The sequence below is a fragment of the Curtobacterium citreum genome (assembly GCF_006715175.1).
Classification (GTDB): domain Bacteria; phylum Actinomycetota; class Actinomycetes; order Actinomycetales; family Microbacteriaceae; genus Curtobacterium; species Curtobacterium citreum.
Genome location: NZ_VFMQ01000001.1, coordinates 1,089,199 through 1,112,943, shown reverse-complemented (window position 1 = coordinate 1,112,943; position 23,745 = coordinate 1,089,199). Strand labels below are relative to the sequence as shown.

General features: G+C 73.2%; 21 protein-coding genes. 11 read left to right on the top strand and 10 right to left on the bottom strand.

Translation table 11 applies throughout. The features are described from left to right. Positions 1-87: 87 nt before the first annotated feature. Together FB462_RS05410 and FB462_RS05405 are read right to left on the bottom strand one after the other, a co-directional pair. Positions 88-3,282 (bottom strand): UvrD/REP family DEAD/DEAH box helicase, encoded by a 3,195-nt coding sequence (locus FB462_RS05410; protein ID WP_425277725.1) that lies wholly within the window; start codon positions 3,280-3,282, stop codon positions 88-90. 65 nt (positions 3,283-3,347) lie between these two features. Further along, complete coding sequence (locus FB462_RS05405; protein WP_167510022.1) at positions 3,348-6,503, bottom strand: UrvD/REP family ATP-dependent DNA helicase; 3,156 nt, start codon at positions 6,501-6,503, stop codon at positions 3,348-3,350. A 105-nt stretch (positions 6,504-6,608) separates the two neighbouring features. On the opposite strand from FB462_RS05405, the gene FB462_RS05400 reads away from it, so the two are divergent. Together FB462_RS05400 and FB462_RS05395 are read left to right on the top strand one after the other, a co-directional pair. Further along, positions 6,609-6,833: a DUF3107 domain-containing protein gene (locus tag FB462_RS05400; protein ID WP_058741489.1), complete on the top strand. Its 225-nt coding sequence runs from the start codon at positions 6,609-6,611 to the stop codon at positions 6,831-6,833. A 1-nt stretch (position 6,834) separates the two neighbouring features. Continuing rightward, complete coding sequence (locus FB462_RS05395; RefSeq protein WP_114848972.1) at positions 6,835-7,122, top strand: hypothetical protein; 288 nt, start codon at positions 6,835-6,837, stop codon at positions 7,120-7,122. 43 nt (positions 7,123-7,165) lie between these two features. On the opposite strand, the gene FB462_RS05390 is transcribed toward FB462_RS05395, so the two are convergent. Further along, positions 7,166-7,882: a ferritin-like fold-containing protein gene (locus tag FB462_RS05390; RefSeq protein ID WP_229666750.1), complete on the bottom strand. Its 717-nt coding sequence runs from the start codon at positions 7,880-7,882 to the stop codon at positions 7,166-7,168. Between the two features lie 108 nt (positions 7,883-7,990). Here FB462_RS05390 and FB462_RS05385 point away from each other — a divergent pair, with 108 nt between their 5' ends. Continuing rightward, positions 7,991-9,487: a DEAD/DEAH box helicase gene (locus FB462_RS05385; protein ID WP_114848971.1), complete on the top strand. Its 1,497-nt coding sequence runs from the start codon at positions 7,991-7,993 to the stop codon at positions 9,485-9,487. Positions 9,488-9,661: 174 nt separating this feature from the next. Here the strand turns inward: FB462_RS05385 and FB462_RS05380 are convergent, their stop codons facing one another. After that, a complete protein-coding gene (locus FB462_RS05380; RefSeq protein WP_114848970.1) occupies positions 9,662-10,534 on the bottom strand; it encodes a PHP domain-containing protein in 873 nt (290 codons plus the stop codon). A 102-nt stretch (positions 10,535-10,636) separates the two neighbouring features. Between FB462_RS05380 and FB462_RS05375 the strand changes: the two genes are divergently transcribed. Both FB462_RS05375 and FB462_RS05370 read left to right on the top strand, forming a co-directional pair. Then, the gene (locus FB462_RS05375) at positions 10,637-12,121 is read left to right on the top strand and encodes an aminopeptidase P family protein (RefSeq protein ID WP_141860595.1); all 1,485 of its coding nucleotides are present in this window, start codon (positions 10,637-10,639) and stop codon (positions 12,119-12,121) included. Between the two features lie 9 nt (positions 12,122-12,130). Beyond that, positions 12,131-12,682 carry a GNAT family N-acetyltransferase gene (locus FB462_RS05370; RefSeq protein WP_229666752.1) on the top strand — a complete coding sequence of 184 codons (552 nt, stop codon included), beginning with the start codon at positions 12,131-12,133 and terminating at the stop codon, positions 12,680-12,682. A 21-nt stretch (positions 12,683-12,703) separates the two neighbouring features. Here FB462_RS05370 and FB462_RS05365 read toward each other — a convergent pair whose 3' ends face one another. Further along, positions 12,704-13,621: a YflT domain-containing protein gene (locus FB462_RS05365; protein WP_188868841.1), complete on the bottom strand. Its 918-nt coding sequence runs from the start codon at positions 13,619-13,621 to the stop codon at positions 12,704-12,706. A 169-nt stretch (positions 13,622-13,790) separates the two neighbouring features. On the opposite strand from FB462_RS05365, the gene FB462_RS05360 reads away from it, so the two are divergent. From FB462_RS05360 to FB462_RS05345, 4 genes are all read left to right on the top strand, one after another. Beyond that, positions 13,791-15,110 carry a magnesium transporter MgtE N-terminal domain-containing protein gene (locus FB462_RS05360; RefSeq protein ID WP_058741482.1) on the top strand — a complete coding sequence of 440 codons (1,320 nt, stop codon included), beginning with the start codon at positions 13,791-13,793 and terminating at the stop codon, positions 15,108-15,110. Between the two features lie 34 nt (positions 15,111-15,144). Continuing rightward, positions 15,145-15,642 (top strand): DUF1003 domain-containing protein, encoded by a 498-nt coding sequence (locus FB462_RS05355; RefSeq protein ID WP_141863260.1) that lies wholly within the window; start codon positions 15,145-15,147, stop codon positions 15,640-15,642. Continuing rightward, a complete protein-coding gene (locus tag FB462_RS05350) occupies positions 15,635-16,795 on the top strand; it encodes a P-loop NTPase (protein WP_141860593.1) in 1,161 nt (386 codons plus the stop codon). The genes FB462_RS05355 and FB462_RS05350 overlap by 8 nt, the downstream gene beginning before the upstream one ends. A 95-nt stretch (positions 16,796-16,890) precedes the next feature. Next, positions 16,891-17,742: a class I SAM-dependent methyltransferase gene (locus tag FB462_RS05345; protein WP_141860591.1), complete on the top strand. Its 852-nt coding sequence runs from the start codon at positions 16,891-16,893 to the stop codon at positions 17,740-17,742. Between the two features lie 221 nt (positions 17,743-17,963). On the opposite strand, the gene FB462_RS05340 is transcribed toward FB462_RS05345, so the two are convergent. After that, positions 17,964-18,344, bottom strand: coding sequence for a twin-arginine translocase TatA/TatE family subunit (locus FB462_RS05340; protein ID WP_058741480.1), 381 nt, complete (start codon positions 18,342-18,344; stop codon positions 17,964-17,966). 65 nt (positions 18,345-18,409) lie between these two features. Here FB462_RS05340 and FB462_RS05335 point away from each other — a divergent pair, with 65 nt between their 5' ends. Then, positions 18,410-19,042 carry an O-methyltransferase gene (locus tag FB462_RS05335; protein ID WP_058741479.1) on the top strand — a complete coding sequence of 211 codons (633 nt, stop codon included), beginning with the start codon at positions 18,410-18,412 and terminating at the stop codon, positions 19,040-19,042. Here FB462_RS05335 and FB462_RS05330 read toward each other — a convergent pair. Together FB462_RS05330 and FB462_RS05325 are read right to left on the bottom strand one after the other, a co-directional pair. After that, on the bottom strand, positions 19,032-19,781 hold the full coding sequence (locus FB462_RS05330) for an AAA family ATPase (protein WP_141860589.1): 750 nt from the start codon (positions 19,779-19,781) through the stop codon (positions 19,032-19,034). The two genes, FB462_RS05335 and FB462_RS05330, sit on opposite strands and share 11 nt — an antisense overlap. Before the next feature lie 118 nt (positions 19,782-19,899). Continuing rightward, complete coding sequence (locus FB462_RS05325; protein ID WP_017887054.1) at positions 19,900-20,070, bottom strand: DUF3117 domain-containing protein; 171 nt, start codon at positions 20,068-20,070, stop codon at positions 19,900-19,902. 145 nt (positions 20,071-20,215) lie between these two features. Here FB462_RS05325 and FB462_RS05320 point away from each other — a divergent pair, with 145 nt between their 5' ends. Beyond that, complete coding sequence (locus tag FB462_RS05320) at positions 20,216-21,394, top strand: AI-2E family transporter (RefSeq protein WP_208738893.1); 1,179 nt, start codon at positions 20,216-20,218, stop codon at positions 21,392-21,394. Here the strand turns inward: FB462_RS05320 and FB462_RS05315 are convergent. Next, complete coding sequence (locus FB462_RS05315) at positions 21,373-22,623, bottom strand: hypothetical protein (RefSeq protein ID WP_229666754.1); 1,251 nt, start codon at positions 22,621-22,623, stop codon at positions 21,373-21,375. The genes FB462_RS05320 and FB462_RS05315 overlap by 22 nt on opposite strands. Beyond that, the gene (dapE, locus tag FB462_RS05310; protein ID WP_141860585.1) at positions 22,608-23,690 is read right to left on the bottom strand and encodes a succinyl-diaminopimelate desuccinylase; all 1,083 of its coding nucleotides are present in this window, start codon (positions 23,688-23,690) and stop codon (positions 22,608-22,610) included. Before dapE ends, FB462_RS05315 begins: the two co-directional genes overlap by 16 nt. Between the last annotated feature and the right edge of the window lie 55 nt (positions 23,691-23,745).

The window sequence follows — 23,745 nt, the reverse complement described above, 5'->3', positions numbered from 1 at the left end:
CCGGCTGACGGCCCGACCGGCTGACGGACTGGAGGCGCGGGGCGGCGCCGCCACGATCCTCCAGTCCGTCAGCGGGTCGCGCCCGGATCAGCCGAGCGCCGCGCGCCAGGCGCGCTCGAGCCCGTCCCGGTCCAGCAGGTCGGTCGGCCGCACCTCGAGGTCGTCCGCGACGAAGTAGAAGACCGCGTCGACCTCGTCGACCGGCCGCCCCGTGAACTCGGCGTAGGCGACACGGTAGAGCGCGAGCTGCAGCTGCCGTGCCGCGAGGTCGTCGGCGCCGGACGGCGCCTTCCCCGTCTTCCAGTCGACGACCTCGGCGCGCCCGTCGATCTCGAACACCGCGTCGAGCTTGCAGACGACGCTGTGCCCGAGGAACGGGATGTGGATCTCGCGCTCGACCTCGACGGGCACGCGGTCCGCCCAGCGGGACCGGGAGAACGTCTCCTGGAACGTGGCGAGTCGGCGGGCGTCGTCGTCGGTCACCGCCGCGTCCGCGTCGGCCGCTCCGAGCTCGTCGGGATCGAGGTCGAGCTCGCCGTCCCAGGCGTCGAGCGTCTCGAGCGATCCGCCGCGGGCCACGCGCTGCTCCACCCACTGGTGGAAGAGCGTCCCCAGGCGGGTCGCCCGGTAGGGCCGCTCCGGCATCGGTCGTCGCAGCCGCTCCGCGACGCGGTCCGGCTGCGCGAGGTAGTCCTTGAAGCCCGAGGCCGGCACGCGGTGCGGGATCGCGACCGTGTGCCGGGCGGACCGCTGGGCCTGGCGTTCGGCCAGCAGCAGGTCGATGTCCGCGGCGAAGCGGCCGGCCGCTCCCGGGTTGGCGTTCCGGACCCGTTCGGCCGCAGCGAGGACCCGCGTCCCCCGGGAACCGAACGGGGCGTGCGGCCAGGACTGGACCGCGCCGTCGGTACCGAGCGGGTCCTCATCGTGCACCGTGCCGTCCGGGACCGCGTCGGCGTCGACGACCCCGGCCTCGACCAGGTCGCGCAGGTACCGACTCGGCTCCGTCGGCCGGACACCGCCGGCCCAGAACGAGCCCGACACGAGCAGGTCGTGCCGAGCCCGCGTGAGTGCGACGTAGGTGAGCCGGCGCTCCTCGTCCTCGTTGCGTGCAGCGACCTGCTCGCGGTAGGCGTCGATCGCGTCGACGACCTCCTTCTGGGACGCGCGTCCCCGCCAGTCGAGCCGCGGGAGTTCCTCGGCGTCGCCGCGGAACTCGTACGGCAGGCGTCCGAAGCCGAGCCAGCCGGATGATCCCTCCTGCGGCCGGGCCGGCAGCGCGCCCTCGACGAGCCGGGGCACGGCGACCGCGTCCCACTCCAGGCCCTTCGAGCCGTGGATCGTCAGGATCTGGACCGTGCCGGCCTCGGGCTCCTCGGACCGCGGCCCCATGTCGTCGCGCCGCGCGGCCGCGTCGATCCACCCGAGGAACGCCCCGAGGTCGGCGCGGTCGTCGGTCGTCACGAAGCCGGCGAGCTCGTCGACGAAGGCGTCCAGGAACGCGCCGCTCCCCTGCTCGTGCGCCGCGACCTCGACGTCGAGCTGCATCTCCTGCACGACGAGCGTGACGAAGTCGACCAGGTCGCCTGCGGCCCGGGCGCGCAGTGCGGCGAGCTGCTGCCCGAGCGCGCGCATCCGGGCCCGGCCCGCCGGACTGATCGCGGCGAGCGCGCCGTGCTCGTCCGGGGCGGTGGCGACGAAGTCCAGGGCGTCGACGATCGACCCGTGCTCGCCGACCGCGACCGACGCCCGGAAGGCCGCCGTCACGTCGTCGTCGAGTCGCTGGTGGGTGTGGTCGCGGCTGAACAGCCAGCGCGCGAGACCGTGCAGCTCCTTGACGTCCGCGGCACCGACACGCCACCGGGCACCGACGAGCAGGCGGATGAGGTCGTTCCCGGCGGCCGGGTCGTGCAGCACCCGCAGGCAGGCGACCAGGTCGACGATCTCCGGCCGCTGGAGGAGTCCGCCGGTGCCGAGCACGTGGAACGGGACGCGGTGGTCGGCCAGGGCGCCGGTGAACGCGGACAGGTCCTTCCGTGAGCGCAGGAGGAGCGCCATCGAGCCGGCGGGGTCGGCCGCGCGGCGTGCGGCGAACCACCGGGCGACGGCGTCGGCTTCCTCCGGCAGGGTCTCCGGGAAGGCCACGTCGACGGTGCCCGCGTCCGCACCGGGTCGCGGGGCGAGGCGCTCGACGGCGACCTCGGACGCGTCGGACAGCGGCCCGACGACGGCGTTCGCCCCGGCCAGCACGTCCACCGGGTTCCGCCAGCTCGTCGACAGCGCGAACGTGACGGGGACGGTGTCACCGTCGCCGAAGTCCCGCGGGAAGCGCGCGAGGTTCGCCGCGCTCGCACCGCGGAAGCCGTAGATCGACTGGTGCGGGTCGCCGACCGCCATCACCGGGTGGCCCCGGAACAGCCGGGCGAGGAAGCGCGTCTGCACCACCGAGGTGTCCTGGTACTCGTCGAGCAGGACGACGCGGAACCGGGTGCGCAGGTCCTCGACCACGCGGGGGGCGGACTCGGCGGCCGCGAGGGCGAGCGCGATCTGGTCGGAGAACTCGACGAAGCCGCGGTCGACCTTCTGCCGCCGGAACTCCTCGACGAGCTCGACGAGCGGCTCGAGGGCCCCGACGGCGCGCACCGCGTCGGTGACCGCCTTGTACGGGTTGCCGCGGTTGTTGCCCGGCAGCTCGAGCAGGGCGCCGAAGTCGACGGCGAAGCGACGGAGCCGGTCCGGGTCGACCAGGTGCTCGGACACGGCACCGGCGAGGGCGACGACGGCGGCCGTGACGGTGTCGACGTCGCGGTCGAGCCCGGCCAGCCGGTCGTCCCGGGCGGCCACGACGACCCGGCGCGCGAGCTGCCAGGCGGACGGCTCCGTGAGCACCTGTGACTCGCCGTCCCGCCCCACGAGCAGGGCGTTCTCGCGGAACACCGCGTTGGCGAAGGCGTTGTAGGTCGACACGGTCGGCGCCTCGAACGCGTCGCCGGCGTCCAGCAGTCCGATGTCCTCGAGCGCACGGATCCGGTCGTTGATCCGGACCGAGAGCTCGCCGGCGGCCTTGCGGGTGAAGGTCAGTCCGAGGATCTCGCCCGGTCGGACGTACCCGTTCGCGAGGAGCCACACGACGCGCGACGCCATCGTCTCGGTCTTGCCGCTGCCGGCACCGGCCACGACGAGCGCCGGTGCGAGCGGGGACTCGATGACGGCGCGCTGCTGGGCGGTCGGACGGGGGCGTCCGAGGGCGTCGGCGACGGCGTCCGCGTCGCGCTGGGGCGTCAGGGGCGCGTCGACGGTGGGACGCGCCCCAGCGCCGCTCGTGTCCGTCGTCCCGCTCGTGTCCGTCGTCACCAGGTGACCTCCCCCACCACGTGGATCCGGCACTCGACCCCGGTCCGGGCCTTGGCGCAGTGGTCGTCGACGCGCGCCAAGAACGTCCGGCCGGCCATGCCCCGGGCGACCTCGTGCAGCCGCTCCCGGTACGCCGCACGCGCCTCGTCGTCGAACGCGTGCTGCGTGCGCTCCGAGTAGGCCGAGCCGCTCCGCGGGTTCTGCACGAACACGAGCCGTGCATCGGCCATCGAGGACCCGGCCGGGACACCCTCGACCGCACCGTCCTCGACCGCGAGCTGGTACGCGCCGAGCTGCGGGTGCGCGGGCATGTCGTTCTTCTCGCTCGGCATCGAGCGGCCGGTCTTCAGGTCCACGACGCTGACGCGCCCGTCCGGGTCGACCTCGATCCGGTCGATGCTCCCCCGCAGCCGCGCCGGGCCGGTCTCGAGCGCGAAGGACGTCTCCGCGCCGAGCAGTCGACGCCCCGCCCCGGCGAAGGTCCGGAGGTAGTCGCTGAGGCCCTCGATCATCCGACGGGTCCGGGCCCGCTCGCGGTCGGCGACCCACGGCGACTCGAAGGTCAGCTCGCCCCACCGCGCCTCGACCCGTGCCCACAGGGACTCGACGTCGACGTCGGTCGCGTGCTCCATCGTCTCGTGCACGATCGTGCCGATGCCCATCGCCGGACTCGGAGCGCCACCGCCGAAGGTCTGCACGAACCAGTGCACCGGGCACTCCTCGAACGTGCCGATCCGCGACGGCGACACGGAGACCGCCGGTGCGACCGGCTCGCCGCCCTCGTGCAGGGGTGCCGGCGGGGCGTCGAGGTCGACGAGGGGGTCGTCGGTCGTGGGCTCGGCGAGTCCGTACCAGTCGTCCGGCGAGGCGCCCGGCACCTCGGCCTCGGCGAGCCGGGCGAGGGCCGACGCCGCTTCGGGATCGCCGGTCGTCACGACCCGGCGCCGCAGCGACCCGGCGAGCCCGCGGAGCGAGAGCGGGTGCGCGGCGGGCTGGCGGTCGGGCGGCACCGGGACGAGCCGGACGAAGGGCGACGGCGCCTCGTCGTCGTTCGCGACCGTGCCGACGACGACCTGGGTGGTGGCGCGGGACACCGCACGGGCGAAGAGCCGCAGCTCGTCGGCGACCACGGCGGCACGGTCGTCGACGGGACCGTGCGCGATCCCGTTCGCGGCGCGCACGAGCCCGTCCGGGTCGAGCAGGCTGCCCCGGACGCGGGTGTTCGGCCAGACGCCGTCCTGCAGCCCGAGGACCACCACGACGTCGCACTCGAGCCCGATCGTCGCGGACGGGGTCAGCACGCGGACCCGCCCAGCGGTCCGGTCGGGTCCGATCGAGTCCTCGGGCAGGTCCGCCCCGAGCAGGTCGTCGACGAAGACGCGTGCCGGAGCGTCCGGCGTCCGCTCGACGAAGCGTTTCGCGGCGGTGAAGAGCCCGACCACGGCATCCAGGTGCCGGTCGGCCTCGGCCGCACCGACACCGCCCGCCGCCGACTGTCCTCCCCAGACCCCGGCCAGCCCGCTGCGCTCCCACAGTCCCCAGAGGATCTCCTCGATGCTCGCCCCGCCGTCCGCGTCGGCACGCGCCTGCACCAGGCTGCGGGCCAGACGGGTGGCGCGACGGGCGAACCCGGCGTCGACGGTCGCGAGCCGTTCCGGCGCCCCGAGCGCCTCGACGAGGAGCTCGTCCGCCGTCCGGGTCCCGCCACCGGCGAGTTCCTCGCGGCGCAGGGCGAGTCGGAGTCGGCGCATCGCGAGGGTGTCGAGTCCGCCGAGCGGTCCCGTGGCGAACGCGGTGGCCAGGTCGGCGTCGAGCGGCAGGACGTCGAGCGACACCGCGGCAGCGTCGAGGAGCGCACGTGCGGCGGAGTCGTCGCGGGGTCGGACCGGAGCGGCACCGGCGGTGGCGGGGACCTCGGCGACGGAGAGCGCACGGACGAGCTCGGGGATCGCCGCACCGCTGCGGGTGACGACGGCCATCCGGTGCCACGGCACCCCGTCGAGCAGGCGGTGTTCACGGAGGCGTCGGGCCACGGCGACGACGAGCGCCGACCGGCTGCCCGCCTCGAGGTGCAGCACCGCGTCGGAGCGGGCGTCGGTGGTCGACGCGGCGGCCGTCCGCTGGCGACCGGCCGCCGCGGCGCCGATGCGGCCCGTCACGGCGCCGACGAGCTCGCGGATCGGAGCCGGGTGCCGGTGCACGGTCCCGAGGACGATCTCCTCGACCCGCGGCACACCGAGGCGCACCGCGAGCCGACCGAGCACGTCCGGTTCGGCTCCGCGGAACGCCGAGGACGCGATGTCCGGGTCGCCGAACGCGACGACCTGCGTGCCGGACCGGGCGAGCGCGCCGAGCAGTGCGACCTCGCCCTCGACCAGCTCCTGGGTGTCGTCCACCACCACGAGCCGCAGTGCCGCGACGCTCGGTGGGACCTGCCCGCGGAGCACCGCGGCGGTGGCGTACGCGACGAGCTCCGCCGCGTCGAGCGAGGTCGAGCGGAACGCGGTGAGCGCCGCGCGGTACTCGTCGACGAAGTCCCCGACCGCACGCCACTCGGGTCGTCCTGCCTCGTCCCCGAGCTCCCGCATGTCCTCGGGCTCGATGCCGGCCGCCACCGCACGCATCATGACGTCCCGGAGCGCCGTCCGGAACCCGGCGCGCTCGCGGACGACCGCGGTGATCGGCTCCGGCCACGCGGGCCCGGTGCCGTCAGCGTCGTGCCCGGCGAGCAGGTCACCGATGATCCGGTCCTGCTCGCCACCGGTCAGGAGCGTCGGCGCGTCCTGACCCTGGGCGGCGGCCGCGTGCGCGACGACCTGGAAGGCGAGCGAGTTCACCGTGCGCGCGAGGGCACCGGGGACCACCCGGTCGACCGTGGCGGCCAGTCGGTCCCGCAGGGCCGTGGCGGCGGTGCGCGCCGACGTCAGTGCGACGACCGTGGCGTGGCCGTCCGACGAGACCGCGTCCGACCGGTTCATGCGCCGGGCGACGAGTCGGGCGAGCGTCGTGGTCTTCCCGGTCCCCGGCGCACCGAGGACCGCGGCGTGGGCCCCGTCCGGCAGCGCGAGGACGGCGTCCTGCGCCGGGTCCGCCCCGAGCGGCCGGACGACGTCGGTGTCGTCGGGCGTGGTCGTCAGCAGGGTCCGGGGCACGGCCACACGCTACCGAGCACGGCCGACAGCCACGGTCCCGCGCCAACGCGTGCGCCCGCGGCGAACGGTCGATCCGGCCGGGGGACGCATGGGTACGCTGAGCACGTGGACATCAAGATCGGCATCATCAACAGCCCGCGCGAGATCGCGTTCGAGACCGCCCAGACCGCCGAGGAGATCGAGCAGGCCGTCGCACAGGCCCTGGAGTCGCAGTCGACCCACCTGTCGCTGAAGGACGAGAAGGGCCGTCGCTTCATCGTGCCGGTCGCCTCGCTGGCCTACGTCGAGGTCGGCGCCGAGGAGTCGCGCCGCATCGGCTTCGTCGCCTGACGTGGAGCTGCTCTTCGCCGTGCTCGGCGGCCTCATCCTCGGGGCCGTCGCGCACGTCGTGGTGCCGTGGCGGTCGACGCGCGGCGTGCTGCTCGGCCCGGTCGTCGGCGGCGTCGTGGCCGCGGTCGTCTGGGAAGCCCTGACCTGGGCCGGCTGGCGCTACGACGGCACCTGGATCTGGGTCGTCGCGCTCGTCGGTGCGCTGCTCGTGGCCGTCGTGGCCGAGTGGGTGCTCGGCCGGCGCCGCTCCGCAGCCGACGACACGTACTTCGAGCACGCCAAGGCCTGAACGCGCCGACGCAGCGGCCGACCAGGCCGGCGGTGGCCGACGACTAGGCCGTCAGCCCGAGCGCGTCCATCCGGCGTGTGTGCGCCGCGATGAGCTCGGTCCACACCGGCTCGAGCCGGGCCTGGTCCTGCCGGGCGTGCGACGCGAGTGCCGACCGAGCCACGAGCAGCGTGTCGCCGACCAGACGACGCCCCCACATCGCGAGCCGCGAGCCGACGCGCGGGTCCTGCTCGATGTGCGCCGCGAGCTCGTCGACGACCGCGCGCTCCTCACGCCCGTCGTACACGGAGCGCAGGCGCTGCCGCACGTCCAGGGGCAGGGAGCGGAGCAGGCTGCTGAACAGGTCGTTGAGGATGCCCGCGGTCACGTACCCGGTGAGCATCGACTCGTACCAGTCCGCGCCGCTCGTGCGGAGCAGGAAGCGGTCGATCGCGGCGCGGTGCGGCTCCATCAGGGCAGCCGGGTCACCGCCGGACCGCTCGATCTCGGCGACGAGGGTACGGTGCCGGTCCAGGGCGGCCGTGGCGAGCACGCCGGTCACCAGGCGACCGGACATCGTCGGCGCAGCGGCACCGGCACGGCCCATCGTCTCGTACAGCGAGAGCTGCAGGTACGCGGCCTGCCCGAGGAAGACGTCGAGCTCGGGGCTGACGTCGTCGAGCTGCAGCCGCTCGACTGGCGAGGCGCCGCGCGGGTTGCGCGACGCGAGCCACGCGGCGGCGAGCTGCGCAGCGCGCTTCCGGTTCCACCACGACACCACGGACACAGCATACGGGCCGGCCCGGCCTGCTCCGGACGCCCGTGGACCGGGGCGGGCCGACCTCGCCGGTAGACTGGCCGGGACTCCCACCAGGACCAAGGTGATCCATTGACTTTCGCAGACCTCTCCATCGAGCAGGACATCGTCGACGCGCTCGCGACGAAGGGCATCAGCGAGCCCTTCCCGATCCAGCAGCAGACGATCCCGCTCGCCCTCACCGGCCAGGACATCATCGGCCAGGCCAAGACCGGTACCGGCAAGACCTTCGGCTTCGGCCTCCCCCTCATCCAGCGCCTCGGGGCCGACCCCGAGCCCGGCGTCAAGGCGCTCGTCGTCGTCCCCACGCGTGAACTCGCGGTGCAGGTGACCGAGGACCTCGAGCTCGCCACCTCGAACCGCCCGACCACGATCGTCTCGATCTACGGCGGCAAGGCGTACGAGGGCCAGATCGAGCAGCTCAAGGCCGGCGCCCAGATCGTCGTCGGCACCCCGGGGCGCCTGATCGACCTGCAGCGCCAACGCCTGCTCGACCTCTCCCACGTGCAGGAGGTCGTCCTCGACGAAGCCGACCGCATGCTCGACCTCGGCTTCCTGTCGGACATCGAGCGGATCTTCCAGGCCGTCCCCGCCGTGCGTCACACGATGCTGTTCTCGGCGACCATGCCGGCGCCGATCGTCGCGCTCGCCCGCCGCTTCATGTCCCGCCCGGTGCACATCCGCGCGACGGACCCGGACGAGGGCCTGACGCAGGCGAACATCAAGCACGTCATCTACCGCGCGCACTCGCTCGACAAGGACGAGGTCATCGCCCGCATCCTGCAGGCCGAGGGTCGCGGCAAGACCGTCATCTTCACGCGCACGAAGCGCGCCGCCGCGAAGCTCGTCGAGGAACTGAAGGACCGCGGCTTCAACGCCGCCGCCGTGCACGGTGACCTCAACCAGGAACAGCGCGAGCGCGCGATGGCCGCCTTCAAGGCCGGCAAGCGCGACGTGCTCATCGCGACGGACGTCGCCGCCCGCGGCATCGACGTCGACGACGTCACGCACGTCATCAACCACACGATCCCGGACGACCCGGACACGTACCTGCACCGCGCCGGGCGCACCGGCCGTGCCGGCAAGACCGGCATCGCGGTCACGTTCGTCGACTGGGACGACCTGCACAAGTGGACGCTCATCGACAAGGCGCTCGAGTTCGGCATCCCCGAGCCGGTCGAGACCTACTCGTCGTCCCCGCACCTGTTCACCGACCTGGACATCCCGGCCGGCACGAAGGGTCGCCTCCCCGGTGCGTCGTCGCACGCCGCCGCTGCCGGTTCCGGTGAGCAGCGCCGCTCCGACAAGCCCGCAGGTGAGCGCAGCGGCTCGCGTTCGCGGTCCCGCACCCGGACTGGAGGCACGCAGCAGTCCGCCCCGCGCGCCACGTCCTCGGATGCACGGTCCTCGGCCGCACCGGCACCGACCACCGAGGCGTCGCAGTCCGCCGGCGATGGCACCTCGACCGACGGCGCCGCGAAGCGTCGTCGCCGTCGCCGTCGCCGCAGTGGCGGCGCCGGGTCCGAGGCGACCGCCTCGGCACCGCAGGCAGCCGGCGAGGGCGAGTAGCGCCTCCCGTCCGCAAGGCCCCGTCGCTGACGCGACGGGGCCTTCGTCGTCCCCGCCCACCTTCCGGCCCACGACGGAGCAGGAACGGTCGGGCGGCGCGCGCGGACCCGACGACGACTGATCCATCGACGGGGCGGGTGCCACCCCGCGAGGCAGAGCGGCAGGCGAGCGGACTCAGGCCAGGCGGGAGCCCGGCCCGTGCACCGGCGCGCTGCCGGTCGCCTGGGACACGATCGCGTCGAACGCGACGCGGGCCGTGCGGTGCTCGCCGAGGCGGTTCGGCTTGCCGGTGCCGTGGTAGTCGCTCGACCCGGTGACGAACAGGTCGTGGCGGGCTGCCCAGTCGAGCAGGGTGCGCTTGCCGTGGGACTGGTTCTCGCGGTGGTCGACCTCGAGGCCGCCGAGCCCGGCGTCGACGAGCTCCCGGAGCATCGGCTCGTCGATCACGATCCCGCGGGAGGACGCCGCCGGGTGTGCGATCACGGGCACACCGCCGGCGGCGCGGATGAGCGCGACCCCGTGCAACGGCGACGGTGCGTCGTGCGGTTCGTAGTACCCGGACGCCGGGTGCAGGATGCCGCGGAAGGCCGCGCTCCGGTCGGACTCGAGCCCCGCGGCGACGAGCGCGTCCGCGATGTGCGGGCGGCCGATCGTTGCGCCGTCGGTGGACTGCGCGATCACGTCGTCCCAGGTGATCGGGTGGTCCTGGCCGATCCGGTCGACCATGCGGCGGGCGCGGGCGAACCGTCCGTCGCGGATGCGGGTCGTCTCCGCGACGAGCCCGGGGTCGGTCGGGTCGACGAGGTACCCGAGCACGTGGACGCTGCGGTACCCGACCCGGGTGCTCAGCTCGAGCCCGGGCAGCAGGGTCATCGGCAGCGCGGCGACGGCGGCGATCGCCTCGTCCCAGCCGGCCGTGGTGTCGTGGTCCGTCAGGGCGACGCCGTCGAGCCCGGCCGCGGCGGCTGCGGCGACGAGCTCCGCCGGCCGCTCGGTGCCGTCGGACACGCTCGAGTGGGCGTGCAGGTCGATGAACGGATCGGGCACCCGTTCATCGTACCGACACGTGAACGGCCGTTCAGGCCGCGGACCCAGGTCGTCGGCGGACCGGGTCGGTGCGGCCGCGGGGTCGGTGCGATGATGGGACGCATGGCCGACACGACTCCCCGCGCGACGAGCAACCGTTCCACGACCCCCGGGTCCTCGACGTTCAAGGACCACATCGCGTCGCAGTGGGCCGACCGGGAGCGCCCGCTCCCGGAGCCGCGCGAGCAGGCCGCGTTCGCCGCCGAGCGTCGCGCCCGGATCTCCGAGCTGCACCCCGGCCGCACGATCGTGGTCCCCGCAGGCCAGGCGAAGGTGCGGTCGAACGACTGCGACTACCCGTTCCGCCCGCACTCGACCTTCGCGCACCTGACCGGTTGGGGCACCGACACCGTCGTCGGCTCCGTCCTCGTGCTGACGCCGAACGGCCCCGGGCACGACGCCACGCTGTACTTCCGCGCGACGGCCGGCCGCGACTCCGAGGAGTTCTACGCGAACCCGGAGATCGGCGAGTTCTGGGTCGGCCCGCGTCCGTCCCTCGACGAGGTCGCGGCGGACCTCGGCATCGCGACGGCCGACCTCGGTGCGTTCGACGCCGTCGCCGAGGGCCTCGACGCCACGGTCCTCGTCGTGCGCGACGCGGACGACGAGCTCACCCGGTCGCTCGACGCCCGGCTCGGCACCGCGGTCGGCGGCGCCCCGGAGACCGACGCCGCCCCCGCCACCGACGACGTGCTGTCCCGCGACCTGTCCGAGCTTCGCCTCGTGAAGGACGCGTACGAGGTCCGGGAGCTCCGGAAGGCCGTGCAGGCCACGAAGTCCGGCTTCGACGACGTCATCGGTGACTTCGACGCCGTGCTCGAGCACCCCCGCGGCGAGCGCATCGTCGAGGGCACGTTCAACCGCCGCGCCCGCGCCGACGGCAACACGGTCGGCTACGACACGATCGCCGCGTCCGGTCACCACGCCTGCATCCTGCACTGGACGCGCAACGACGGCGCCGTGCAGCCGGGCGACCTGATCCTCATCGACGCCGGGGTCGAGGTCGACTCGTTCTACACGGCCGACATCACCCGCACCCTCCCGGTCTCCGGGACGTTCACCGACGTGCAGCGGATGGTCTACGAGGCCGTGCTCGAAGCCGCCGACGCCGCGTTCGCGATCGTCAAGCCCGGCATCACCTTCCGCGAGGTGCACGCCACGGCGATGGAGGTCATCGCGCGGAAGACCGCCGAGTGGGGCTTCCTGCCGGGCACCGCGGAGGAGTCGCTGCAGCCCGACAACCAGTTCCACCGCCGCTACATGGTGCACGGCACGAGCCACCACCTCGGTCTCGACGTGCACGACTGCGCGAAGGCCCGCCGCGAGATGTACCTGGACGGCATCGTCCAGGCCGGCATGGTCTTCACGATCGAGCCCGGCCTGTACTTCCAGCAGGACGACCTGACCGTCCCGGAGGAGTTCCGCGGCATCGGCGTCCGCATCGAGGACGACGTCCTGGTGACCGAGGACGGTGCCGAGAACCTGTCCGTCGGCATCCCCCGGACCCCCTCGGAAGTGGAGGGGTGGATCGCCCGCTCCGGCCGCTAGCCTGAGCGGGTGACCACGCCCCCGACCACGCCGTCGCAGACCACGTCGACGCCGTCGCAGACCACGCCGTCGCAGACCACGCCGGCGCAGCAGACCGTCCCGACGACGGACCAGCTCGCGATCGACGTCGAGCACTTCGACTCCCCCGACGCCCAGCGCCTCCGGGCAGCGCAGCGTCTGGAGATCGACCGGGCGTACGGCGGCGACACCGAGCCGGGCGAGAAGCCGACGGCGGACTCGATCGCGGTGTTCTTCCTCGCGCGGGACGCCGACGGCACCCCGCTCGGCTGCGGCGGCCTGCGGATCGTGCAGGACGGCATCACCGAGGTCAAGCGCATGTACGTGCGTCCGGAGTCCCGGGGCGCGGGCGTCTCGTCGGCGATCCTCCGCCGGCTCGAAGAGGCCGCGATCGACCTCGGGTCCCCGGCGCTCGTGCTCGAGACCGGCGACGAGCAGAAGCGCGCGATCGGGTTCTACGAGCGCGAGGGCTTCACCCGGATCGCGAACTTCGGCCCCTACGTCGGCGCCGCGCGGTCGATCTGCTACTCGAAGGTCCTGTAGGACCCCCGGCCGGGCAGCGGCTCAGGCCCGGTCGTCGCGACGATCTGCGTCGCGCTGATGTGCCTCGTCCTGCCCGGGAGCGGAACGCGGCGCGTCCGGCTGGGCCGGGACGGTCGGCGTCTGGCCGGACACCCGCTCGCCGTACTGCGGCGGCTCGTCCGGACGCGCGTTCGGCACCCGCGGGTCGACGGCCGGCGGGCGCTGCTGCGCGGTCTCCGGCGTCTCGCCGTAGCGGGGACCGTCGTTCGTGCCGTAGCGCGGCGCGCCCGTCTGCGGAGCGGGAGTCGACGCACCCGGCTGCTGCGCGCCTCCAGGCTGGTGCGGTGTGGCGTGGCCGCCGTAGGGCGACCCCTGGGACGGACCCGGACGCCACGGCTGCTGGCCCTGGAAGGGCCGCGCCTGCGTGCCGGGCGCCCCCGGCTGCGGAGCGTCGTTCCAGTGCGTCGACGGGGCCTGCCCGTGCTGGCCGAGGATCCGCTGTGCCTGACCGGTCAGCTGCGGGTCGACGACGATCTGGTAGTTCGTGGCGAGCACCTGGTGCACGCTCGTGAAGTCGCGCTGCCGCTTCGTGATCGCGAACGACACGATGCCGTAGAGCATGCCGAACGCCGCACCGATGATCGCGGCGGCGATGATCAGGCCACCGGCGCTCGGCGAGAACAGCGTCAGGACGATGCCGAAGAAGATGCCGAGCCAGAGACCGGACAGCGCACCGGCGACGGCGGCGCGGCCGTACGTCATCTTGCCGGTGACGCGTTCGACGGTCTTGAGGTCGTTGCCCACGATCGCGATCTTCGCGACCGGGAAGTCGGCCTCGGCGAGCTTCGCCACGACGCGCTGTGCGTCGGGGTAGCTGTCGTAGGTCCCGAGGACGTCGCCACGCGGGAGCGTGGGGAAGGCCTGGGCGGTGCGTCCGGCGAACGGGCTCTGGTTGCTCACCCAGCCATCATCCACCTGACACCTTGCGATCGCACGTACGCCTCCCGGGAGATCCCCGGCCGCCAGCGCGCGACGGGGCACCGCTCGGGCGGCCCGCACATCTGCACCCGCTCAGGCGCGGCCGACCCGCCGCCCGGTCGGCGGGGAGCCGAGCGACTACGCTGGACGGGTGAGCGCCACGAAGGTCTTCGTCGCCCGCCTCGCCGGGTGCTCCGTCTTCGACCCCGCGGGCGACCGCGTGGGCCGCGTCCGGGACGTCCTGGTCGTCTACCGTCGCGTCGACCCTCCCCATGTGGTCGGGCTCATCGTCGAGGTCCCGGGCAAGCGCCGCATCTTCGTGAGCATCGGCCGGATCACCTCGATCGGCGCGGGGCAGGTCATCACGACCGGGCTCGTCAACATGCGTCGCTTCGAGCAGCGCGGCGGCGAGGTGCGGGTGATCGCCGAGATGCTCGGCCGCAAGGTCCTCATCAAGAAGGAGCGCACCCGCGCCACGATCGAGGACGTCGCGATCGAGGACCGCGGGCAGGGCGACTGGGAGGTGTCGCAGCTCTTCCTGCGCAAGCCGAAGACCACGCCGTCGCCGTTCGGCAAGGGCCCGACCACGTTCGCCACCTGGAACGAGGTCACCGAGGACGAGCTCCCCGGCGAGGCCCAGTCCGCCGAGCACGTCATCGCCGCGTACTCCGACCTGCTGCCGGCCGACCTCGCGTCGACGCTGCTCGACCTGCCCGAGGAGCGGCGGTTCGAGGTCGCCGAGGAGCTCCCCGACGACCGACTGGCCGACGTGCTCGAGGAGATGCCCGACCAGGAGCGCATCGACATCCTGACCCGGCTCGAGGACGCCCGCGCCGCGGACGTCCTCGACCAGATGCAGCCCGACGACGCCGCCGACGTGCTCGCGCAGTTCCCCGACGACCGGAGCGAGGCCCTGCTGCAGCTCATGGAGCCAGAGGAGGCGCAGGACGTCCGGATGCTCCTGGAGTACGAGCCGGACACCGCCGGCGGCCTCATGACCACCGAGCCGGTGATCGTCTCCGCCGACGCGACCGTGGCCGAGGGCCTCGCGCTCATCCGTCGGCACGAGCTCGCCCCGGCCCTCGGCGCGAGCGTCTGCGTGACGCTCCCCCCGTACGAGCCGCCGACCGGCCGGTTCCTCGGGCTCGTGCACTTCCAGCGCATGCTCCGCTACCCGCCGAACGAGCGTCTCGGCACGCTCATCGACCAGCAGACCGAACCGGTGCGCGTCGACGCGAGCGCCGCCGAGGTCACGCGGGTGATGGCGACCTACAACCTCGTGTCCGTCCCCGTGGTCGACGACGCCCACCGTCTGGTCGGGGTGGTGACGATCGACGACGTCCTCGACCACGTCCTGCCGGACGACTGGCGAAGTCAGGGCGAGGGTGACTCCCCCTCGCGACTCCGCCAACGCCCGCGCAAGACGCCCGTGACCACGGGAAGGAGGACCACTCGTGGCCCGAACGGATGACTCCCGCCAGGAGCGCCTGGACTCGCCGAAGGGCATGCGCACGCGCGTGCTCCCGACCCGCCGCCGTGGCCGCGGCGACACCTTCGGTCGTGCGACCGAGGGCATCGCCCGCGCGATGGGCACGCCCTGGTTCCTCGTCGGCCTGACGCTGTTCTGTGCCGTCTGGATGATCTACAACTCGGTCGCCCCGGCGAACTGGCAGTTCGACTCGGCCTCGATCGGATTCACGGCCCTGACGCTCGTGCTGTCCCTGCAGGCGTCGTACGCGGCGCCGCTCATCCTGCTCGCGCAGAACCGGCAGGACGACCGCGACCGGGTGCAGTTCGAGCAGGACCGGCAGCGCGCCGAGCGGAACCTGGCGGACACCGAGTACCTCGCCCGCGAGGTCGTCGCCCTCCGCCTGGCGATGCGGGAGATGGCGTCGAAGGACTTCATCCGCGCCGAGATCCGGTCGCTGCTCGAGGAGCTCGACCGACGGGACGCCGCAGAGGCCTTCGACGACGAGACGGGGAGCGCCCGGACCCGTGGCTGACCCCCAGCAGCCGGACGGACGTCTGGGCGCAGCGGTCCTCGCTGCGCTCGGCCGCGTGCTCGACCCCGAGATCCGTCGGCCCGTCACCGAGCTCGACATGATCCGTGGGATCGACGTGCAGCCGGAGGGGACCGTGCGCGTCGACCTGCAGCTCACGATCGTCGGGTGCCCGGCCGCCGACACGATCGAGCGCGACGTGCGTGCCGCCGCCGGATCCGTGGACGGCGTGCGGCACGTCGACGTCGACGTCTCCGTGATGAGTCCGGCGACCCGGGCCGCGCTCACCGAACGGCTCCGCGGTGACCGCCCGCGCGGGGTGCAGTTCACGCCGGACTCGCTGACCCGGGTGATCGCCGTGACCAGCGGCAAGGGCGGCGTCGGCAAGTCCACCGTGACCGTCAACCTCGCCGCGGCCCTCGCCGCCGCCGGACAGCGGGTCGGGATCGTCGACGTCGACGTGCACGGGTTCAGCGTCCCCGGGCTGATGGGCCTGACGGACGCGAACGGCGTCGCGCCCCGGCCGACCCGGGTGGACAGCATGATCCTGCCGCCGGTCGCGCACGACGTGAAGGTCGTCTCGATCGGGATGTTCGTCGACGACGTCTCCACCGCGGTGTCGTGGCGCGGCCCGATGCTGCACCGCACGGTCGCGCAGTTCCTGACCGACGTGTGGTTCGGCGACCTCGATGTGCTCCTGCTCGACCTGCCGCCGGGCACCGGGGACGTCGCGATCTCGGTCGGGCAGCTGCTCCCCCACGCCGAGGTGCTCGTCGTGACCACACCCCAGGCGGCCGCGGCCGACGTCGCCGAGCGCAGCGGGGTCGTGGCGCGCCAGACCGGGCAGCGGGTGATCGGCGTCGTCGAGAACATGGTCGGGCTCGTCCAGCCGGACGGCAGCGTGCTGCACCTGTTCGGCGAGGGCGGGGGCGACGAGACCGCCGCACGGCTGTCGCGCGGTCAGGACGTCCCCGTACCGGTGCTCGGTCGCGTGCCGCTGTCGGTGCCCCTCCGCGAGGGCGGGGACACCGGCTTGCCGGTCGTCCTCGGCGCCCCGGAGGACCGCGCGGCGGTCGCCCTGCAGGAGATCGCGGCGACGATCACGACGATGGGCCGCGGGCTGGCCGGCCGGAAGCTCGGGCTCTCGCTGTCCTGACCGACGGCGGACGACCGGCGGGGGACGGCGGACAGCCGACGGCGGACGACCGACGGCGGACGGCGGACGGCGGACGGTTCGCTAGCGTGGCGGGCATGAGCAACACCGACCACGTCACCGTCGACTGGGACGCCGCCCGCGACACCAACCGCGCGAACTGGGACGACCGGGTGCCCATCCAGGAGGGCGCGTACGACGTCGCCGCCCTCGACGACCCCGCGCACCGCTCCGACGTCGTGCGCGACGACCTGCCGGTCCTCAGCAGGTGGCTGCCGTCCGGCTCGCTCGACGGGCTGGACGTCTGCCACCTGCAGTGCCACATCGGCACCGACACCGTCTCGCTCGCACGCGAGGGCGCCCGCGTCACCGGCGTGGACTTTTCGGCCCCGGCACTCGCCTCCGGCGCCGCGCTCGCGGAGCGGCTCGGCCTCGACGTCACGTGGGTGGAGACCGACGTGCTCGACGCGCGCGCCGCCGTGGTCGGCGACTTCGACGTCGTCTACACGAGCATCGGGACGATCTGCTGGCTCGCCGACCTGGACCGCTGGGCCGCGCAGGTCGCGGCGCTCCTGCGGCCGGGCGGGGTGTTCTTCATCCGTGACGGGCACCCGGCGCTGTACGCGCTCGACGAGGGCGCCCCGGAGCTCGTGACGCGGTACCGGTACTTCCCGGACGGTACGGCCCAGCAGTGGGAGGACGCGGGGACCTACGCCGGCGAGGGCACCGTCGCGAACACTCGCACGTACGAGTGGCCGCACCCGCTGTCCGAGGTCGTGAACGCCCTGCTCGGCGCCGGGCTCCGCCTGCGGCTGCTCGACGAGGGACGCGCGCTCCCCTGGCGGTTCAGCCCCCGCATGGTCGAGGACGGGCACGGCTCGTGGGTCTGGCCCGCCGAGGACCGCGACCGCCTGCCCACCACGTTCACGGTCGTCGCCACGAAGGACTGACCGCGTCGGAGACCGTTCCGCGCCTCAGAGGCCGATCTGCGCGTCGGGGGCCGATCCGCGCGTGGGGTGCCGTTCCTTCCGCCCTCCAATGCGCGGATCGGCATCCCAGGACGGTTGCGATGGGCTCGAAGGACCGGCCCGGCGCGACCCGCCGACGGACGGGAGGCACGGTGCCAGCCGGCACCGTGCCTCCCGTCCGTCACCGGGTCACGGAACGGGCGTCAGGTCGCCTCGGCGTCGAAGGGTGCCGCCTCGCCCGCGGCGAGCGGCACCACCGGTGCCGTCGCGCGCACCTTCGACGCGGTGACCTGCGCGGTCTCGACCGCAGCCATGCCGCTCGCGGTGCTGGACGGGGAGTCGAGGAGGGCGTCGCGGATGATGCGACGCGGGTCGTACTGCCGGGGGTCGAGCTTCTGCCAGTCGACGTCGTCGAACTCGGGGCCCATCTCCTCGCGCATGCGGTCCTTCGCGGTGTCCGCGAAGCGGCGTACCGCCTTGACGAACTCGGCGAGCTTCTGCGCGTACATCGGCAGGCGCTGCGGACCGAGGAGCAGCACCGCGATGATCCCGATGATCAGGATCTTGTTGAAGTCGATGGACACGCAAACGAGCGTAACCCGTCCCCACTGCGCCACACCCGTAGAGTTGTCCTCCGAACGGAGTGTGCGTGTCAGAGAAAGAGTCGAACTGGAAGTTCGCCGAGGACATCGTCTCGGAACCCGAGGTGATCGCCCGAGCGCGTGAGCACTCCCTGGAGCTCGGGGTCGAGGCGATCTCGCCCGCCATCGGCGCACAGATCGCCGTGGTCGCCGCCGCCTCGCGCGCCACGAGCATCATCGAGATCGGCACCGGGCTCGGGGTGTCCGGTCTCTGGCTGCTGAGCGGTGCGCCCGAGGCCACGCTCACGACGATCGACGTCGAGGTCGACCACCAGCAGTACGCCCGCGACGCCTACATCGCCGCCGGTACCGCCCCCGCCCGCGTCCGGCTCATCCCCGGTCGGGCGAACCAGGTCCTGCCCCGCATGAACGAGGCGTCGTACGACCTCGTGCTCGTGGACGCCGACCCGGAGCACGTCATCGAGTACGTCGAGCACGGCCTGCGGCTCGCCCGGGTCGGGGGCACGGTGCTCGTGCCGCACGCCCTGTGGCGCGGTCGGGTGGCTGACCCGGTGCGTCGGGACCGCGCGACCACGGACTTCCGACTGCTCCTGACCGAGGTGTCGACGTCCGGGGCGGTGCGGAGCGCGCTCTCGCCCGCCGGCGACGGCCTGCTGCAGATGACGAAGGTCAGCGCCTAGGACCGTCCCGACCGCCCGCGTCCAGGTGGCGCAGGTACCGCTCCGGCGCCGCGAGGAACGCCCGCTGGTCGCGGACCAGGTCGAGGTCCTGCCACGCCGTCCGCCGGATCCCCCACGGGCCGACCTCGTGCACGGCGGCTCCCGGGAACGCCGCGAGCACCGGCGAGTGCGTGGACAGGAGCACCTGCCCGCGACCGGTCTCGACGATGGACTGCAGCAGCCCGATGAGCGCGAGGCACCCGGAGAACGACAGCGCGGACTCCGGCTCGTCGAGGATCCACAGCCCGGGCCACTGCGACCGGTCGATCACGAAGTCGAGGAACGACTCCCCGTGGCTCCGCTCGTGGAACACCGGTTCGGGTCGACCACCGCCGTGCTGTTCGAGGTACGTGAACACCCCGTGCATGGTCTCCGCGCGCAGGAAGAAGCCGCTCTTGGCCGCACCGGGCTCCCGCACGAGGACGAGGTGCTCCCACAGCTGCGACTCGCTGGGGCGGGTGCTGTGACCGGACATCGTCGAGCCGCCCTCCGGTCCCATCCCGAACGCGATGGCGATCGCCTCGACCAGGGTGGACTTGCCGACGCCGTTGTCGCCGACGAACACGGTCACCGGGTCCAGGTCGAACCCGTCGTCGAGCAGCTGCCGGACGGGCGCGAGCGTGGCGGGCCAGGCGCCGCGCGGGAGCGGGTCGGGCGCGTACTCCTCGACGCGGCGGATCGGCAGGCGGGTGCGGGGCACGGCACCATCCTGGCGGGCAGCACCGACAGGCGCAGGGGCGCACGGGCCCGGCCGGCCGCGCGCGCAGGAGGCCCGGAGCGTACGCTCCGGGCCTCCTGTCGGTGGTGCTTCGACGGAACTACGCCGAGACGACCTCGGCGAGTGCGTCGTGGAGTTCCTTGGCCTCGGCGTCGTTGACCGAGACCACCAGGCGGCCTCCACCTTCGAGCGGAACCCGCACGATGATGAGTCGACCCTCCTTGACAGCCTCCATCGGCCCGTCACCGGTCCTCGGCTTCATCGCTGCCATCAGATGTCCCCTTTCGTGCAGAAGATGCTCGCCCATTATCCCGTACCGAGGGGGCAACTGCGAAACCGCCCAGGTTGGGGGTGTCGGAATGCGACGTTCTCGCGGCTGCGAGTGGTGACCTTGGTGAATGCCGAACATCCGCTCCATGCTCCGTCCACAGGCCGACCCGGTCGCCGAGGCGGTGCCCACGGGCATGCGCATCGCCGGTGCCTTCTCGTGGCGCTTCCTCGTCACGGTGGCAGCTCTGGCCGTCGTCGTCGCGCTGGTGGTCCTGCTGCAGGACATCGTGGTGCCGTTCCTGGTCGGGCTGCTCGTCTGCGCGCTGCTCGCCCCGTTCTCGGCGTTCCTGCAACGACACCGGTGGCCGAAGTGGCTCGCGGTGCTGACGGCCTGCATCTCGGTCGTGGTGGTGCTCGGGATCCTGGCGCTCGTCGTCACGGCGCAGGTCCGCTACGACCTGCCGACGCTCGAGCGACGCCTGACGAGCAACGTGCAGACCTTCCAGACCCTCCTCGCGTCCGAGCCGTTCGGCATCACCTCGGCGCAGGTCACGAAGTACCTGGCGGAGGCGACGAAGTTCCTGCAGACCCACGCCACGTCGATCCTGTCCGGCGCCGCCGAGGCGGGCAGCGGACTGGTGCACGCGCTCGAGGGGCTGTTCATCGTGGTCTTCACGACGATCTTCGTGCTGATCGACGGGCACCGGATCTGGTCGTGGGTCGTCCGGATCTTCCCGCGGCGCTCCCGCGGCCGCATCGACGCGGCCGGTCAGGCGGGGTGGAAGACCCTCACCAGCTTCATCCGCGTGCAGCTCATCGTCGCGGTGACCGACGCACTCGGCATCGTCATCGGCGCGCTCGCACTGGGGCTGCCGCTCGCCGTGCCGATCGGCGTCATCGTGTTCTTCGGGGCGTTCGTCCCGGTGGTCGGCGCGATCGTCGCCGGCATCGTCGCCGTGGTCATCGCGCTGGTCTTCAACGGACTGGTGCCGGCGCTCATCATGCTCGCCGTGGTGATCGTCGTGCAGCAGCTGGAGAGCCACGTCCTGCACCCGTTCCTGACCGGCAGCGCCGTCAAGGTGCACCCGCTCGGCGTCGTGCTCGGCGTCACCGCGGGCACCACCATCGCGGGCGTCGTCGGCGCCTTCTTCGCGGTGCCGTTCATCGCGACGGTGAACGCGATGGTGCACGCGGCGGCCGACTGGCGCCCGGGCGAGGACCCGTCCGCCACGGCCTCCGCCGAGGAGTCAGACGACCGCGAGGTCGATCACGGCGGCGAGGGCGATCACGGCGGCGAGGGCGATCACGGCGGCGTCCAGTCGTAGCCGTCGACCAACCAGCACGCGTCGAGCCACATCCACTGCAGCACGAGGCACGCGGCGACGAGGAGCACCCGGTAGACCGATGACCGGGGCAGCGCCACGATGCCCAGGAGCGGCGCGATCGGCAGCAGGATGCGCCAGGTGCTCGACTGCGGGAAGAACACCGCGAGCAGGTACACGACGTACGCCACTGCCCAGAGCCGCAGCTCGAGCCCGATCCGGCGAGCAGCGGGCTGGAACACGAAGACGGCGAACCCGACGACCGCAACGGCGAGCAGGATCCCGCCGGCTGGCTGCCGGAACCACCAGCCGAAGCCCTGCACCCACGGGGTGAACGGCACGAGCTCCTGCCAGCCGATGTACGACGACCGCCACGCGAGCTCGGTGTCGGTGTACGCCTTCGGCACCCCGGTCACGGCCCAGGCGATCGCCGGCCACGCGAGCCCGACGAGACCGGACACCGCGCCGACCACGAGCGGCGGCAGGGCGGTGCGGACGGTCGGGCGGGCGTACTCGCGCACCCAGGCGGGGCGGACGGCCCACACGACCAGGAACAGCGCCACGAGCAGCCCGAACGCGAGTCCGGTGGGCCGGGTCATGCCGAGCAGCAGGACCACCGGCAGCATCGTCCACCAGCGGCGGTCCACGAGCAGCAGCAGGGCGACGAGGAGCAGGAACATCCCCATCGACTCTGCGTAGGCGACCTGGAACATCGCGGACACCGGCGCGACGCAGAACAGCACCGTGGCGAACGTCGCCCGGCCGTCGTCGAGGAACCGTCCGAGCAGCCGTCGGAACACGAGCGCGGCACCCCACCCGGCGACCAGCGACACGGTCACGGCGACGGCCTCGAACGACGCCCCGGTGAGGAGCATCAGCCCGCGGACCAGGAACGGGTACGCCGGCATGAACGCCCACGCGTTCTCGGTGACGTGCCCGGCGGCGTCCACCGGGAGCGTCGACGGGTACCCGCCGGTGGCGATCACCCGGTACCAGGCACCGTCCCAGATCGCGGCGAACGAAAGGTACGAGGGGTGCTGGACCGTGAACGAGTTCGCAGCCTGCTGCCCCGCGTAGGCCAGGAGCATCGCCCCGGTGACGATCCGTGCGACGACGTACACGACGGTGATCCGCACCCACCAGGGCACGGCACGGTACCGGGCGCGCCACCGCACCCCCGGCCGACGCCCCGCGACGACCGGCGCGGAGCCCGTCGTCACGCCGTCAGCCACCGCCGCAGACCGTCCTCGACCGCAGAGATCTGGTCGACGGGGACCTGCTCGTCGTCGTGGTGCGCGAAGACCGGCTCGCCGGGGCCGTAGTTCACGGCGGGGACGCCGAGCGCTGAGAACCGGGCGACGTCCGTCCAGCCGTACTTCGGGCGCGGGGCCGGCCCGCCGACCGCGGCGACGAAGTCCTGCGCGAGCGGGGCGTCGAGCCCGGGACGCGCGCCGGCGGCGAGGTCGACGATCTGCACGTCGTACCCGTCGAAGAGCTCGCGGATGTGGGCCACGGCCTCGTCCGCGCTGCGCGAGGGCGCGAAGCGGTAGTTCACGTGGACCATCGCCTCGTCCGGGATGACGTTGCCGGCGATGCCGCCGGAGATCCCGACGGCGTTCAGGCCCTCGCGGTAGTCGAGGCCGTCGACGGTCACCGTGCGCGGCTCGTAGGCGGCGAGGATGGCCAGGATCGGTGCGGTCTTGTGGATGGCGTTGTCGCCGATCCAGCTGCGGGCACTGTGCGAGCGCTTGCCGAACGTGCGGACCTCGGCCCGCAGGTTGCCGTTGCAGCCGCCCTCGATCTGCGCCCCGGAGGGCTCACCGAGGATCGCGAAGTCGCCGGCGAGCAGTCCGGGCCGGGTGCGGGCGAGTCGACCGAGGCCGTTCAGCGAGTCGCTGACCTCCTCGTGGTCGTAGAACACCCAGGTGACGTCGACGGTCGGTGCGACGAGGTCGTACGCCAGTTTGAGCTGCACCCCGACGCCGGCCTTCATGTCCACGGTGCCGCGGCCCCAGAGGATCTCGGTGCCGTCCTCCGTGGTCCGGAACTCGGTCGGCAGGTTGTGGTTCAGCGGCACGGTGTCGATGTGCCCGGCGATGACGACGCGGCGGTCCCGACCGAGGTCCGTCCGCGCCACGACGGCGTCGCCGTCGCGGACCACCTCGAGGTGGTCGAGGGGCGCGAGCGTCGCCTCGATCGCGTCGGCGAGGCTGCCCTCGTTCCCGGACACCGACTCGATGTCGCAGATCACGCGGGTGATGTCGATGGACGAGGCGGTGAGGTCGAGCAGCTCCGGCATGCGGTCAGCGTACCGGCCGCGTCCTGCGGTCGGCTGGTCCACGGCACCGGCCGGG

Excerpts from the sequence above, each read along its gene's own strand:
- FB462_RS05375 (WP_141860595.1), top strand. The coding sequence starts at position 10,637 with ATGGCCGACACGACTCCCCGCGCGACGAGCAACCGTTCCACGACCCCC.
- FB462_RS05355 (WP_141863260.1), top strand. The coding sequence starts at position 15,145 with ATGCGCACGCGCGTGCTCCCGACCCGCCGCCGTGGCCGCGGCGACACC.
- FB462_RS05345 (WP_141860591.1), top strand. The coding sequence starts at position 16,891 with ATGAGCAACACCGACCACGTCACCGTCGACTGGGACGCCGCCCGCGAC.
- FB462_RS05325 (WP_017887054.1), bottom strand. The coding sequence starts at position 20,070 with ATGGCAGCGATGAAGCCGAGGACCGGTGACGGGCCGATGGAGGCTGTC.
- FB462_RS05320 (WP_208738893.1), top strand. The coding sequence starts at position 20,216 with ATGCTCCGTCCACAGGCCGACCCGGTCGCCGAGGCGGTGCCCACGGGC.
- dapE (WP_141860585.1), bottom strand. The coding sequence starts at position 23,690 with ATGCCGGAGCTGCTCGACCTCACCGCCTCGTCCATCGACATCACCCGC.